Source organism: Salinisphaera sp. Q1T1-3 (assembly GCF_003602005.1).
Lineage (GTDB): Bacteria > Pseudomonadota > Gammaproteobacteria > Nevskiales > Salinisphaeraceae > Salinisphaera.
In genome coordinates, this window is record NZ_QZWD01000014.1 from 66,385 (window position 1) to 80,973 (window position 14,589).

At 64.6% G+C, this 14,589-nt stretch carries 17 protein-coding genes; 9 read left to right on the forward strand and 8 right to left on the reverse strand.

Annotated elements, in window-relative coordinates; genetic code table 11:
• Positions 1-21: 21 nt before the first annotated feature.
• From bchM to D3260_RS13205, 9 genes are read left to right on the forward strand one after another with little or no spacing between them, the layout of a single operon-like run.
• Positions 22-714 (forward strand): magnesium protoporphyrin IX methyltransferase, encoded by a 693-nt coding sequence (gene bchM, locus D3260_RS13165; protein ID WP_120099104.1) that lies wholly within the window; start codon positions 22-24, stop codon positions 712-714.
• Entirely contained in the window at positions 711-2,138 is a 1,428-nt protein-coding gene (locus D3260_RS13170; RefSeq protein ID WP_120099066.1) for a BCD family MFS transporter, read from the forward strand. Before bchM ends, D3260_RS13170 begins: the two co-directional genes overlap by 4 nt.
• A 19-nt stretch (positions 2,139-2,157) precedes the next feature.
• Complete coding sequence (gene puhA / locus D3260_RS13175) at positions 2,158-2,994, forward strand: photosynthetic reaction center subunit H (RefSeq protein WP_120099067.1); 837 nt, start codon at positions 2,158-2,160, stop codon at positions 2,992-2,994.
• Positions 2,991-3,662 carry a photosynthetic complex putative assembly protein PuhB gene (puhB, locus tag D3260_RS13180; RefSeq protein WP_120099068.1) on the forward strand — a complete coding sequence of 224 codons (672 nt, stop codon included), beginning with the start codon at positions 2,991-2,993 and terminating at the stop codon, positions 3,660-3,662. Before puhA ends, puhB begins: the two co-directional genes overlap by 4 nt.
• 1 nt (position 3,663) lies before the next feature.
• Positions 3,664-4,182, forward strand: a complete 519-nt coding sequence (gene puhC, locus D3260_RS13185; RefSeq protein ID WP_120099069.1) for a photosynthetic complex assembly protein PuhC — start codon at positions 3,664-3,666, stop codon at positions 4,180-4,182.
• Positions 4,179-4,493 carry a hypothetical protein gene (locus tag D3260_RS13190; RefSeq protein ID WP_120099070.1) on the forward strand — a complete coding sequence of 105 codons (315 nt, stop codon included), beginning with the start codon at positions 4,179-4,181 and terminating at the stop codon, positions 4,491-4,493. Before puhC ends, D3260_RS13190 begins: the two co-directional genes overlap by 4 nt.
• Entirely contained in the window at positions 4,490-5,560 is a 1,071-nt protein-coding gene (acsF, locus tag D3260_RS13195; protein ID WP_120099071.1) for a magnesium-protoporphyrin IX monomethyl ester (oxidative) cyclase, read from the forward strand. Before D3260_RS13190 ends, acsF begins: the two co-directional genes overlap by 4 nt.
• A gap of 10 nt (positions 5,561-5,570) precedes the next feature.
• The gene (gene puhE / locus D3260_RS13200; RefSeq protein ID WP_120099072.1) at positions 5,571-6,443 is read left to right on the forward strand and encodes a putative photosynthetic complex assembly protein PuhE; all 873 of its coding nucleotides are present in this window, start codon (positions 5,571-5,573) and stop codon (positions 6,441-6,443) included.
• Positions 6,444-6,488: 45 nt separating this feature from the next.
• A complete protein-coding gene (locus tag D3260_RS13205; RefSeq protein WP_120099073.1) occupies positions 6,489-7,406 on the forward strand; it encodes an alpha/beta fold hydrolase in 918 nt (305 codons plus the stop codon).
• 84 nt (positions 7,407-7,490) lie between these two features.
• On the opposite strand, the gene pufC is transcribed toward D3260_RS13205, so the two are convergent.
• The 8 genes from pufC to bchY all read right to left on the reverse strand — a co-directional run bounded on the left by pufC (position 7,491) and on the right by bchY (position 14,576).
• The gene (gene pufC, locus D3260_RS13210; protein ID WP_120099074.1) at positions 7,491-8,729 is read right to left on the reverse strand and encodes a photosynthetic reaction center cytochrome PufC; all 1,239 of its coding nucleotides are present in this window, start codon (positions 8,727-8,729) and stop codon (positions 7,491-7,493) included.
• Positions 8,726-9,706 carry a photosynthetic reaction center subunit M gene (gene pufM / locus D3260_RS13215; protein ID WP_120099075.1) on the reverse strand — a complete coding sequence of 327 codons (981 nt, stop codon included), beginning with the start codon at positions 9,704-9,706 and terminating at the stop codon, positions 8,726-8,728. The genes pufC and pufM overlap by 4 nt, the downstream gene beginning before the upstream one ends.
• Before the next feature lie 9 nt (positions 9,707-9,715).
• Positions 9,716-10,540: a photosynthetic reaction center subunit L gene (gene pufL, locus D3260_RS13220; protein ID WP_120099076.1), complete on the reverse strand. Its 825-nt coding sequence runs from the start codon at positions 10,538-10,540 to the stop codon at positions 9,716-9,718.
• A gap of 118 nt (positions 10,541-10,658) precedes the next feature.
• The gene (pufA, locus tag D3260_RS13225; protein ID WP_120099077.1) at positions 10,659-10,850 is read right to left on the reverse strand and encodes a light-harvesting antenna LH1, alpha subunit; all 192 of its coding nucleotides are present in this window, start codon (positions 10,848-10,850) and stop codon (positions 10,659-10,661) included.
• A 10-nt stretch (positions 10,851-10,860) separates the two neighbouring features.
• Entirely contained in the window at positions 10,861-11,091 is a 231-nt protein-coding gene (gene pufB, locus D3260_RS13230; protein WP_120099078.1) for a light-harvesting antenna LH1, beta subunit, read from the reverse strand.
• A 108-nt stretch (positions 11,092-11,199) separates the two neighbouring features.
• Positions 11,200-11,442, reverse strand: a complete 243-nt coding sequence (locus D3260_RS13235) for a hypothetical protein (RefSeq protein WP_158583536.1) — start codon at positions 11,440-11,442, stop codon at positions 11,200-11,202.
• Positions 11,443-11,547: 105 nt separating this feature from the next.
• Entirely contained in the window at positions 11,548-13,020 is a 1,473-nt protein-coding gene (gene bchZ / locus D3260_RS13240; protein ID WP_120099080.1) for a chlorophyllide a reductase subunit Z, read from the reverse strand.
• Entirely contained in the window at positions 13,020-14,576 is a 1,557-nt protein-coding gene (gene bchY, locus D3260_RS13245) for a chlorophyllide a reductase subunit Y (protein WP_370456304.1), read from the reverse strand. Before bchY ends, bchZ begins: the two co-directional genes overlap by 1 nt.
• Positions 14,577-14,589: the final 13 nt, after the last annotated feature.

Here is a 14,589-nt window from a genome sequence, read left to right on the forward strand (position 1 = left end):
GTGGTCGAGGATCAGGCGCGCATGGAAAGCTACAGGGCCACTCGGAGCCAGATCGAAGACTACTTCGATCGCACCGCTGTCGATGCCTGGTCGAAGCTGACCTCCGATGCGCCGGTCTCGCGCATCCGTGCGACCGTGCGCGCCGGACGCGAGGCCATGCGGGATACGCTGCTCGGCTGGCTGCCCGCCGATCTGACCGGCGCCCGCATCCTCGACGCCGGTTGCGGGACCGGCATGCTGGCCACCGAAGCCGCCCGGCGCGGTGGCGATGTGGTGGCGGTGGATCTGTCCCCCAACCTGATCCGACTCGCCCGTGAGCGCGTGCCGCAGCGCTTCGAGTCCGGCCGCGTCGTCTTTCAGGAAGGCGATATGCTCGACCCGGCGCTCGGCGATTTCGATTATGTCGTCGCCATGGATTCGGTGATCCATTACAACGCACCGGACATGCACGAAATGATCGTCGCCATGACGGCTCGCGCGCGACACGGTGTACTGGTCACCTTCGCGCCGCGAACGATGCTGCTCAGCCTGATGCATGCCACCGGGCGCCTGTTCCCGCGCAGCGATCGGGCCCCGCAGATCAAACCGGTCGGCGACCGTCGCCTGCGGCGCATGGTGGCCGCCGATGACCGCCTGGCCGCGTGGCAGACCGGTCGCAGCGCCCGCATCGCACGGGGGTTCTATATCTCCCAGGCGCTGGAGCTGTCGCGATGAAGAAACGGGCGAGCAGTCTGTCGGAGGCAATCAACGCGATCGGACCGCGTTATCTGCCCTTCGCCGATGCCGCCACGAGCCATCTGCCGCTCGCCCGTATCATGCGACTGTCGTTGTTCCAGATCACGGTCGGCATGGCCATCGTGCTGCTCAACGGTACCCTCAACCGCGTGATGATCGTCGAGCTCGGCGTGCCGGCCTGGCTGGTCTCGGTCATGGTCGCCCTGCCGCTGGTCTTTGCTCCGGTGCGTGCGTTCATCGGTTTCCGTTCCGACCATCATCGCTCGGCGCTCGGCTGGAAGCGCGTGCCCTACATCTGGTTCGGCACGCTCGCCCAGTTCGGCGGGCTGGCCATCATGCCGTTCGCGCTCATCGTCCTGTCGGGCGATTCCAATGCACCGGGCTGGATGGGCCCCGCAGCGGCCGCGCTGGCTTTTCTGATCACCGGCGCCGGCCTGCACACCGTTCAGACCGCCGGGCTGGCCCTGGCCACGGACCTGGCCCCACCCAAGGCCAGACCGCGCGTCGTTGCCCTGCTCTACGTCATGCTGCTCGTCGGCATGCTCTTCGCGGCACTCGCCTTCGGCTGGTTGCTCGCCGATTTTTCCGAACTGCGTCTGATCCGCGTCGTACAGGGCGCCGGTCTGCTGACGATGGTGCTCAATCTGGCTGCGCTTTGGAAACAGGAACCGCGTCGACCGGGCCGCACGATCGAGGCCCGGCCCGCGTTTCGCGAAACCTGGCGCGCTTTTCTGGCCCAGGGCGGCACGCGACGCTTCATGCTGGCGGTCGGCCTCGGCACCGCCGGCTTTTCGATGCAGGATATTCTGCTTGAACCGTACGGCGGCCAGATTCTCGGGCTGTCGGTCAGCGCCACGACCGAGCTGACCGCCCTGCTCGCGGCCGGCACGCTGGTGGCGTTCGCCATCGCCGCGCGCGCACTCAATCGTGGCGTGAATCCGCATCGCCTGGCCGCGATCGGCGCGCTGATCGGCATCGTGGCGTTCACGATCGTGATATTCGCCGCGCCCCTGGCCTCCGGTCTGGTCTTTCGGATCGGCACGACCGGTATCGGTTTCGGCGGCGGCCTGTTTGCCGTCGGCACGCTGATCGCGGCGATGACGCTGACCCGGGCCGATGCCAATGGCCTGGCGCTCGGCGCCTGGGGCGCAGTTCAGGCCACTGCCGCCGGCGCCGGTCTGGCGCTTGGCGGCGTCCTGCGCGATACACTGTCCGAACTGGCCCGCCACGGTGCGCTCGGTGCTGCGTTGAATGGCCCGGCCACCGGTTACGGGCTCGTCTACTGCCTCGAAATCGTCCTGCTGTTCGTCACGCTTGCCGTGATCGGGCCGCTGGCGCGTTACCGGACCGATCCCGGACCGGTGGATACCAAGTCATTCGGCATCGCCGAATTCCCGGGCTAATCACAGTGAGGTGACCGCCATGCCCACCGGATACATCACCAGCCACATGGATGTCGCCCAGATGGTGCTCTATGCGTTCTGGATATTCTTCGCCGGCCTGATCATCCACCTGCGTCGCGAGGACAAGCGCGAAGGATATCCGCTGGAATCCGATCGCAGCCGGCGGGCACCGCGAACGCCGGTAGTCGGCTTTCCGGCGCCGCCGCCGCCCAAGCGCTGGGCGATGCCGCACGGCGAGGCCGATCTGATCGCGCCACGGGAGCCGGTCGTACAGCCCGAGATTCGCGGTGTGATCGATGCCGATCGGCCACTGTTCGGCTTCCCGCTCGAACCGACCGGCAATCCGCTACGCGACGCGGTGGGCCCGGCCAGCTACGCCATGCGGCGCGACGTGCCGGATCTGACCGTCCACGGCGACCCGAAAATCGGGCCGATGCGCGTGCTTGGTGGCTATCGGATCATCGCCGGCGATGCCGATCCGTGTGGTATGCCGGTGGTGGCCGCCGACGGCCGTATCGCCGGCACGGTCTACGATGTCTGGGTCGATCGCGCCGAGCCACGCATCCTGTATTTCGAAATCACGCTGGACGACGCCATTCTCGACGAGAACGAACACAACACGGCTGGCGCCGTTCCGGCCGAGCCGCGTCGCGTCCTGCTGCCAACCGGTTTCGCGCGCGTGCAGGTGCGTCATCACCGGATCAAGGTAAGCTCGATACGGGCCGCGGATTTTGCCTTCGTACCCGGCCATGCGCGCATGGACGTCGTCACACGCCGCGAAGAGGATGCCATCACCGGCTATTTCGGGGGCGGCCATCTGTTCACTCATCCGCGGGGTCGGGAAGCGCTTCTGTGAGCCATAACGAGTACGCGGTCGAGCCGATCCGGGGCCTGCCCGAACGGCCGCCGGACGGCGAACATATTCTCTGGCAGGGCGCGCCGAGCTGGCGAGCCCTGGCCTTGCGTGCGTTTCACGCACGCAAGGTGGCCATCTATTTCGGTCTGCTGTGGCTGATCTTCGCGGCCTATGAGATGGCGACCGGCCAGTACTGGGCGATCGGCGTCACCGCCATGCGGCTCGCTATTCCGGCGGTGCTGGGCGTCGCCCTGCTGTGTGGCCTGGCCGGGTTGTATGCCCGGGTAACGGTCTACACGATCACCAGCCGGCGAGTCGTGATTCGTTCCGGCATCGCGCTGCCGATGAGCATCAACGTGCCGTTCGCCCAGATCGAATCCGCCGCGGCCCGTCATCATCGCGACGGGACCAGCGATGTCCCGGTGCGGGTGGCCCGCGGCCAGAATTCGAGCTACGTCATTCTCTGGCCCAACGTCCGGCCGGGCCGGTTTCGTCGACCGGAGCCGATGATGCGTGCGCTGAGCGATGGCCGACTTGCCGCGGACATCCTGTCCGATGCACTCGCGGACTTCGTCGAACCCGAGGACAGTGGCCTGCCGCGTGTCGCCGCCGGCGAGCCGAGCGCCGACGCCGCACAGGACGCGACGCAACGTCGTGCCATCGCCTGACATGGCCGATCGAGAATATCGCGACAATTTCCCGAAGGGCGCCCTGATCGGCGGCGCCATTCTCCTGATCGTCACGCTCGTCTTCGTGGCGACAGTCCGTCTGGCCGATGTGGCACCGGCCGCCCAGGTGCCGGCCACGACCGACGCGGTCAAGAGCCGTTATCTGAAGTTCGCCGATGCCGACAACGGCGATGTCATCGTGACCGCCGTCGACGGGGCCGGCGGGCCACAACACATCGCCACGCTGACACCCGGTACCAACGGCTTCCTGCGAGCCGTGATGCGCGGGCTTGTCCAGGCACGCAAGATCGACGACATCGGCCCGAGCGTCCCCTTCAAGCTGAGTCGGCTCGCCGACGGCCGATTGGTTCTGGCCGACCCGGCCACCCATCGCCGGATCTATCTGCGTGCCTTCGGGCCGACCAATGCCGCGGCATTCGGTCGACTGCTCGACGACCAGCCGATGGGCGATGCGGACCCACAGGTCGCGCGCGCGCAATCCACGAGTCATTCGCCATGATGCAGTTAAGCTGGTTCGATCGCCTGCTCGGGCGCACGCTCTTCGAGGTGCCCTGCGTGGTAACGGTCGAAAACACCTTCGATTTTCTTCACAGTAACGTCGAGCTGCAGGGTGTGGCGCCGGAATGCGGCGATGCGGTCCAGGTCATCGACGCGCCGACCGATGTGCCCTACGGCAAGACCCTTACCTGCGAGCGGCGTGCTCAGGTCATGCGAGGCGGCCCGTGGGATGCATTCTGGGGCCGCTTTTCCGCGATGGGCGAATTCCTCGAACTGTTTGATCTGAGTTTCACCGAGCGGAGACAACTATGAGCACTGCCGATACGACAGAGGCCTCGACTCGCACGGCGACCACCGATAAGGCGCGCGAAGACACCGTTCTGTCCCCGCACTTCTACACCACCGATTTCGCGGCCCTGGATGCCATGGACATCGAGGGCGTACGCGAGGAATGGGACGACCTCATTGCCGAGCTGCGGGCTGACGAGAACAAGGGCCATTTCGTGCGTGAGAATGACTTCACGGGCGCCATCGAGGCCATGGACCCTGCGCTGCGCAAGGAATTCATCGATTTCGTGGTCAGCTCGGTCACGGCCGAATTCTCCGGGTGCGTGCTCTATGCCGAAATCAAGAAACGGGTGAACAATCCCGATATCCGCGAACTGTTCTCCTACATGACGCGCGACGAGGCTCGACACGCCGGTTTCCTCAACGACACGCTCAAGGATTTCGACATGGGCGTGGATCTCGGTTTCCTGACCAAGACCAAGAAATACAAATATTTCAAGCCGAAGTTCGTCTTCTACGCGACCTATCTTTCCGAAAAGATCGGCTACGCGCGTTACATCAGCATCTATCGCAAACTCGAGTCTCATCCGGAGTTGCGTTTCCACCCGCTGTTCTCGTGGTTCGAGCGGTGGTGTCAGGACGAATTTCGTCACGGCGAGGCCTTTGCCTTATTGATGCACGCCAACCCGGAATTGCTTGCCGGGCGAAACAAGCTCTGGATCCGCTTCTTCCAGCTCGCCGTGTTCGCGACCATGTACGTCCGCGATCACAGCCGACCGGCCTTTCATGCCGCGCTCGACGTCGACCCGACCGAATACGATATGCGGGTCTTCTCGATCACCAGCGAGATCGCCGAGCAGGTCTTTCCCGTCACGCTGAATTTCGACAGTCCGAAATTCCGTGCCGGCCTCGATCGGCTCACGCGCATCGCGCATCGCATGGAGGCTGCCAAGAAGCGCGGCGGCCTGCTCGCGCCATTCAAGCGGGCCGGGCTGGCTGTGGCAGCGGCCGCGATCTTCACGCGGCTCTATCTGCTGCCGGTAAAACACCACCAACAACCGGAACGCGTCCGGTTGGCACCGACCTGGTAGCACCTGTCCGATGACCGAGTTCGCGCTGCCACTGGTCTATGCCGTCTTCGTGTGGTGGTTCGCAACCGGCTGTCTTTTCCTGCTCAATGCCTTGCCGAAACGCGGGCGTCGTTGGAGTCTCGCCGTCGCGACGCTAGTCGCGGTCGCCGCTTTCGTCGGGTTGTTACAGAGCGGCGGCGACCGCGGTGCCTTCGCGGCCTATCTGTCGTTCACGTGCGGGCTCACGCTCTGGGGGTGGCAGACCATGACCTATTACATGGGCTTCATCACCGGGCCGCGCGAGCGCGCGTGTCCGCGCGACGCCCACGGGTGGGCGCGCTTTGGCTACGGGATCGCGGCCAGTCTCTGGCACGAGCTGGCAGCGTTGCTGATGGGCGCCGTGCTACTGGTGTCATGCTGGCACATGCCGAACCGGATCGGTCTGTGGACCTATCTCGTGCTCTGGGCGATGCACGTCAGCGCCAAGCTCAACCTCTTTCTCGGCGTGCGCAATACCAACGACGATTTTCTGCCGTCACATCTGGCCTACCTGAAGAGTTTTTTCAGAAAGCGCCGCATGAATCCGCTTTTTCCACTGTCCGTGACCTGCGGCAGCCTGGTCACCGCAGCCTGCCTCGATACGGCGCTGGCCGTCGAGGCCGACGGTTTCACCACCGCCGGTTTTCTGCTCGTCGGCACCCTGTCCGGGCTTGCCGTGCTCGAACATGCCTGTCTCTTTCTGCCGATCCCGGCGGCCCTGCTATGGCGTTGGAGCCATCACGGCCCCCGCCCCGGCGATGGCCCGGCCGAGAACACCGGCGTCTCGACAAGCAATGGTTCGCATACCCGCCGGACGCCCCACAAGGCCGTCGCCGCCGCGCCGCATTCGCGCGGCCGTTGCTAGAAAGTCGGACCAGCCCCTGTTCATTTCATTGCGGTAGTTTTCACGATGAACGAGCCTTTCGATCTCGCCCCGGCCCTGGATGGGACCCGTCACGTCATCGACGGTGAAAACGGGCGCATCAGCTATTACGCCAGCGCCCCGGCGGAGACGGCACGCCACGAGCGCCCGATGCTATTCGTGCACAGCGTGAACGCGGCGGCCTCCGCCTACGAGGTCAAGCCGCTGTACGACCACTACGCTCGCGAGCGCCCGGTCTTCGCGCTGGATCTGCCCGGCTACGGCTTTTCGACACGCCGGGCGATTCGCTATGAACCGCGTGTGATGACCGACGCCGTGCATGCCGTCGTCGATGCCATCGTGGCGGCCGGTCATGATCTGCCGATCGATGCAGTGGCGCTGTCGTTGTCCTGTGAATTCCTGGGCCGGGCCGCGGACGAACGGGCCCGGGCCTTTGCCACACTCGGCTTCATCAGTCCGACCGGTTTCGCCGAAGGCGCCGAACGACGCGGCGCCCCGGAAACCACGCGCGGCATACCCTGGCTGTATCGCGGCGTCACGGCGTCGCAGGGCCTCGGCAGAGGTCTGTTTGCGGGACTGACGTCGCGCCCGAGCATCCGATATTTTCTCCAGAAGACCTGGGGCAGCCCGGATATCGACGAAGGTATGTTCGAGTACGCCCATGCGAGCGCCCACCAGCCGGGCGCGCGTCACGCCCCGTTTTCCTTCCTTTCCGGCTATCTGTTCAGCAATGACATCAGCGATGTCTATGATCGCCTGTCATTGCCGATCTGGATGGCCCACGGCAGCCGCGGCGATTTCATCGATTACCGCCGCAAGGTCGATTATGGCGACAAGCCGAACTGGGCGATCCGCGGTTATGAGACCGGCGCACTGCCACATTTCGAGATCCTGGACACGCTGACCGCCGATTACGACGCCTTCCGCGCCGACGCGGCGCTTTAAAAAGCATTGATCTCACACGCCGCCGAGCCGGCCGGCGGCGTGTGAGTCTGCCGGCGCACACCGATCGGTCTGCGCCGGCGATCTTCAGCCGCCCTGCGCGCCGTTCGCCGGCGACGATCCCTCGGTCGACGCCGACCTCGGCATCGTCGGCATTGGCCGGTTTCCCGGTGTCGCCGGGTGCTCTGTCTTATCCGACCCCGGCCGTGGGGCGCTCGCCGGTATCGGCTTGCCGTTCCCGCCGCTGTTGTCGGGCACGGCGAGCGCCGGGTAATCAGCGATCACTTTCTGGCCGTAAAGCGGCTTGTAGACACCCTGGTGACAAGTCTCGCAATTGATGCCGAAGGGCTTGCCGTCCGGCCCCTTCTGGCTCGGCGGGAACGTATCGGCCAGCGAGTCCATATACGTTTCGTTGAGCTCACGCAGCATGTGGATGCCATACCATGCCCGGATCTTGTGCGGGCGGCCCTGGCCCTCCCAGGACGAAAAGGCACGGGAGTTGTGGCAAAACGAACAATTCACGCCGAGCGCGTTGGACATGTGAATCATGAGACCGAACACGCCCTCGGTATCCTGGATATCCGACTTGGCGCCATTGGGCATCGCATAATTGCTCTGTACGTTGATGGATTTATCCATCTGCAGATACGCGTGATACAGGTCCGACGGTAGTGACGCGTAACCGTTCTCCTTCGAGGGCGGCAATTTACCGCTGCCTTCCTGCGTCACGCCCGCCACCTTGTTCGCCCACACGTTTTCGGGGACGTTGTTGCCACGATGACAGGTGTAACAGGTGACCCCGACGCCATCGACGTGTGCCGCCCATTTGGTGTTGATCTCGCGCGTCATCTGCAGCATGCGACGCGCCACGCGCTTGGTGTAGAGCTTGTCCGAGGCATAGTTGCCGTTGGCGTGACAGTAGCTGCATCCCTGATCCGGTGCGACGGCATTGGCCATGCCCTGCATCTGACGCAGGAATTGACCGACGCTGAGGTTACGTAGCACCTGGACATTCTCAAAGACCGCCCCGGCCCGCGGCCCCCCACTGCTCGCCTTGGGCGGTGCGTTCTGGAAATCGGTCGCGGCCATCTGGTCGGAGACCTTGCGCGGGTTGTAAACCAACGACTGCCCGCCACCGCGATAGCCGGTCTGAACGCTCTTCATGGGCGGCCGATCCCAGCCGGCAGTGAACAGCATGAAGAAAACCAGCAGAATGATGACGAATCCGCCGAGTCCGACGGCGATACGCGCCGCGCCAAGGCCGGCGAGAAATCCGGCTGTGCGCTGGCCGACGACACGCAGAATACGCAGGGTTTCCCGAATCATGAGCCACCGCCTTGTGTCATCGGCACCTGCGGCACGCTGTCGGCGCCGGGCGGCGGCGTGACCAGGCCGTGGTGCATGCCCCAGAGGTACCAGTTGTCGACCACCGTGCCCGACAACAGGATCCCGATACCGCCAACCAGCGGACAGAGCAGTGCGAACCACCAGGCCCAGCGGTGAATGGATTCCATGGTCGCGTTGAAGCCCATGGTCCACCGCCAGAACAGGGCAGCCCGCTCGGCCGCCGTTCCACGATCGACGGCCTGCTCGATCTCGCGCTCGCCGCCGTAGCGCGCCACCGCGAGAATGGTGGCCCCATGCATTGCGAAGAGCAGGACCGAGCCGTACAGGAACACGATCGACAACATGTGAAACGGGTTATAGAACAGATTCCCGTAGCGCAGCGAAAAGGCAGCCGTCCAATCCAGATGCGGGAAGATGCCGAATGGGACCGCTTCGCCCCAGGCGCCCATCATCACCGGCCGGATGAAACCCAGCACCAGATAAAGCCAGATCGCGGCCGCGAAAGCCCAGGCCACATGCGTGCCCATACCCAGGGCACGCGCTCTTCGATAGACCCGGACCCACCACATCAAGATGGATACCGTGAGGAAGAAACCGGCGATGAGCCACCAGCCGCCCTGGGCAAGCGGCGGTAACGACAGCCCGTAGGACTCCGGCGGCGGATCGAGCGACAGCCACGGCAGCAGCCGGATGAACTGCACCGGATCCCAGCCGACCGAGGCCCACATGTTGAGCCCGATGATCTCGAAGGCGATGAAGCCGAACAACAGCGAGGCACAGCCCCACCAGCCCAGATACAACGGACCGATCTGGGCGTCACCAATGCGCCCGGCCCATCGCGAGTGAATCGTCCACGATGACATCCGGGACGCATTGCCGTCACGACCGAGATCGACCCCGGGATCGGTCGGGGCATCGACGACGACGCGCGTGAATATGTTCTGGTATTCGGCCATCGTCTCCCCCTAGTTCCAGATCGGCAGCTGCAGCCACCAGTTCCACCAGCTCGGCCATCCCTGTGCCCAGAACGGGCCACTGATGATGATGCAAACGGCGCTGAAGAAACCGGCCGACAGCGCCAGAGCGAGGCCCAGGCGATGAATACCGAGCTCCCCGACCGAATACCCCATCAGGTCACGAAAGAACGAGTTCTCATGCTCGGCCAGACGCACCGTCTCGCCTTTTTGCGGGTTGATCGCCGAAAGCACCGCGCCACCGTGCATCGCCAGCATGAACGTGGTGGTGAAAAAGAACGTCACCGCCAGCATGTGGGCCGGGTTGTAGTGAAAATGCAGATACTGGTAGCCGGTGTTCGACACCCAGTCGAGATGGCTCATGATGCCGTAGGGAAAACCGTATCCCCAGGCGCCCATGAGCATGGGCCGTATGACCACCAGACTCACATACGCGAAGATCGCGACCGAGAACGCGAACGGCACGTGGTAGCCGATCCCCAGCTTGCGACAGATCTCGACTTCACGCAGCGCCCACGACACGAAGGCACCGATGGCACATACGGTGATGATCTGCCACAGCCCGCCGTCGCGCAGCGGGGCGAAAGCCAGCCCGTACTTGAGATCGGGCGGCGCGATGCTGATCTGCCAGATGTTCCATGTCGGTCCCAGCGCGGCGCCATAAACGATCAGTGCGGTTCCCAGCACCGAAAAGAAGATCGTGGTGATACCGAAGAAGCCGCAATAGAACGGTCCGATCCAGAAATCGAACAGATCTCCCCCGACCAGGGTGCCGCCGCGTATCCGGTACTTTTTCTCGAAACTGAGCATCGACATGGCTCATATCCCCCGCAAACGGACCTCGATAGATGGCCCGTGACCTATTTCCCGCGATCGGCCCCCGGACACGACGCATCCACTCGCGCGCGCCGGTGCCCGGGGCCGATCGAGCGCCTCAACTGTCTTTCGACGGCATCGGGGAGACGTTCTGCGGCACCGGCTTGGACTGCGCCTGCGGTCCGTTGAGCCAGTTGTAACGGTCGGTGCTGAGCAGGATGAAGTGAATGAGCAGCGCCAGTGCGAACAGGAACGTGAACAGTCCCAGCAGCACACGACGCGGATCGAAGATTAACCAGACTCGCCACATGTCGATGCTCCTAGACGATCGAGGAATGAAGGGTTGATGCGGCGTCCTTGAGCACGCCGATCGAGGCCTGCGCATCGCTGGGCGTCAGCAGCCACGGGCGCCACTGCCAGACCAGAATGTGCGCAATCATCGCGATGACCACGAAGATGAGAAAACTCACCACGAATATCTTGTGAAACTCTTTCGCTTCCGCCTCACTCAGGCCGGAAAGCGATCGATGCACTTCCTTTTCCTTATCCATTGACGATCTCCCAACAAGGCCCGGAGGCCGTTACCGCGTCATCCGCCCGCGGCGAGCTGCCGAAACGACGTGTTCCGGAACCGCCGCATGCCGCGGCGAAGAAAACTGCTAGAACCCCATCAGCGCACACGACGCCACGAGGCCGGCATCCGAACGTGCCTGTGCCAGCATCGAGGGCCGGCGATTGCGACGACGACGACCGATGGTCAAGAGACGAATCACGGGCGTGACCAGGAGGCTCACAGCGAGCGTGGCCGCGTAGATCAGCCGGAAATCGCGTCGATAACAGCGTTCGCGCACGGCCAGCGGTGCTGCGGCCTCCGGCCCGGTGCGATGTGTCGATTGCTTCATCTGTCGTTCCCCCTTGCTGTCGGCGCCGGCCGTGGCCGTGCGTCGTTTCATCACGCACGACGCGCAAAAAAGCGCGCACGCTGCGATTAGAAGATGCATGCGGGCTCATGCCGCACGCTCCGATGCAATGTGGCGCTGCGCACGGGCGACCGCGTCGCGATCAACGGCCTCCGCACCGGCCTGTGAGGCCTCGACTTCCGCCCGATCCCGCAGCTTCTTGGCCGCGGAGATGCGCACCAGCACCGGCTGCGCCTCGACATGATCGGCCAGCAACTGCTGGGCCTCGGCTTCCCAGGGCATCGTTTCGCCCCGCCCGTCGGCACGCGCTGGCGTGGCATCGACCTGGTCCATGTCCGCAGCCAGCGGCAGAATATGAAACAGCGCATCGAACAGTGCGTTGCATACTTCCTGAACAAGCCAGACGGCCCCGGCATACCCCATGAAGGGTGTGCCGGTCGCGCGTCGGATGACGGCGCCGGGAAACGAGGCCGGGATATAGATCGCCCGCACGCCGTTTTCGGCCATGTACATGCGCTCGTTGTAACTGCCGAACACGATCAGCGGCTGGCGGTCACGAATCGCCTCGGAAACCGCCTCGTTGTCCGGCTTCACGCCGGGACGACGCGCGAAGGCGAAGTGACATGGCAGCCCCATTTCCTCTTCGAGAAAATGACGCACGCCGCGCGCATAGGTCTCGTTGGCATGAATGCCGAAGCTGGCAGTGCCGAAGAAATCCTGGGTGACCGAACGCCACAGGTCCCATAACGGCTTGATGGTCGTGTGCTTTTCCTGCTCGATGAACGGTTCGGGATCGAGTTCGAGCACCTGCCCCAGCGCACGCAGGAATTTCGTCGTGCTGTGCATGCCGATCGGGGCCTGCAGGAACGGCACATCGAGCGCCTCGCACAGCTGCCGGCCGAATTCGCGGTACAGGCAGACGTTGGCTTCCGCCTGACCGAGCTCGGCGATATCCGCCAAGTGCTCGCCCATCGGGAAGACCATGTTGACCTCGGCGCCGATCCCCTCGACGAGCCGCTTGAGCTCGGCGATGTCGGAGGCCGAATTGAACATCCCGTAGATCGCGCCGATGAGATTGACGCGCGGCCGCTCGTCTTCCGCGCGTGCTTTCCGGCGAACGCGCTTGGGCCCGAACTCGGTCCACAGCCAGACCAGCGCCCGGTCGGCGCTCTGCCACTGATCCTCGTCGATCGTGCGCGGCAGGAATCGCTTCAGGCCGGTGCCCTCCGGGGTGACGCCGCCGCCAATCATCTCGGCGATGGAGCCGGTCACGACGACCGACGGCAGATCGGGATCAAGCTGCTCGTGGGCACGCCGCATCGCGCCTTCCGTACCCTTTTCGCCGAGCTCCTCCTCGGACAGGCCGGTGACCACGATCGGCAGTTCGTGCGGTGGCAGACCGTCGGTGTAATGCAGTACCGACGTGACCGGCAGATTTTCACACCCGACCGGGCCGTCGATGACGACCTGCAGGCCCTTGATGGCAGTGAATACGTATACCGACCCCCAGTATCCGCCGGCGCGGTCGTGATCGAGGACAAGCGTCTGTTGCGCGTTCATCAGCCCAGATCCTGCGTCTCGGCCGAAGCTGCACGACGCTTGAGCTTGTCGAGATGCCGGCGCTGCTTGGCGCGGAATTTCGGCCGATCGCCGGGCACCTTCTGCCATATGCCGGCGGCATGCCCTTCGCCGACACCGTCGAAAAAGGCACGCATGGCATCGAATCGTGTCTTGTTGCCGATCGCGTTGTTGATCACCGGGGCAAGCGACTTCGCCCCGGCGGCCCCCATCAACGGCCGCGCCGAGATGAGATTGGTGAAATAAAGCCCCGGAATCGCCAGCTCCTTGGCTTTCTGGACAACCGGCGTGGTGCCGATGGCCAGATCCGGCTGGAATTCGTGGATCGCGCCGACATCGGATTCCAGCGAGGCCCGATAGACCACACGCACCCCTCGGTTTTCCAGCCACTCGCGATCCGGCTCCGACCAGACCGTCCGCGGACAGGCCGTGCCGACATATCGGACATCGGCCCCTGCCTCGATCAGCAACCGCGCCACGAGCAGCTCCGAGCCCTCGTATCCGGACATCACGATACGGCCGTCGATCGGCGCCTCGATCAATGCCTGACGAATGGCCGGCAGACAGGCGGTCTGAGCCGCCGCAATGTCATCCTCGGCGATACCGCAGGCGCGGCCCACTGCTGCCAGCCAGTCGCGTGTGCCGTCGACGCCGACCGGCGCCGAGGCGACGACCGGGCGCCCAGCCGTCTCGAACTCGCGTACCGAGGCCGTGTAATGCGGATGCACCGCCGCCACGGCTGCGCAGTCGAGCGCGGCATAGAGCTCGCGCCACTCGCGGGTCGGAACCGCTGGCCCAGCCGCCAGATTCATCGGGGCCAACAGGGCATCGATGGTCATCGGGTCGGCCGGAAACATCTCGCCGAGCAGGGTCACGGTCGGACGCTCGGCCTGGCCGTCACGCGGCGGCGCCACCGGGCCGTGCTCGGCCTCGCGGCGTGCATAACCGAGCATCGCGCCGGCGAGCACGTCCTTGGCCTCGGCATGCGTCGGCACGCCGAAGCCCGGCACATCGATGCCGATGATGCGTACGCCCTCGATCTCGTCGGGCAAAAGCTGGAGCGGCACGCCGGAAGCCGTCGGCACGCACAGATTGATGACGACGACCGCATCGTACTTGTCGGGATCGGCGAGCTTGAACACGGACTCGCGGATATCCTCGAACAGCTTGCCGGTCACCAGCGTTTCGGAATCGAACGGCACGTAGCCGACCGTGCGACGGGCGCCGTAGAAATGCGAGGTGAAGGTCAGGCCATAAACGCAGCAGGCCGAACCGGACAGGACGGTGGCGGTACGTCGCATGCGCAGGCCGACGCGCAGCGAGCCAAACGCCGGGCACATGCCCTGCGGCTGGTCGTGCGGGCCTTTCGGGTAATCCTGCGCATACCGGGCGAGCGTCTCCTGCTTGCCGGCGGCACGCGCAGCATCAGCCAACGTATCGGCACCGGCGTGACACCCGAGACCGTTGCCCTGGGTGGCGGCCACATTGATCCGCTCGACCCCGGCGGTCGTCTGCGCGCGCGTCGACGCTTCTGGCATGCCGGCATTATCG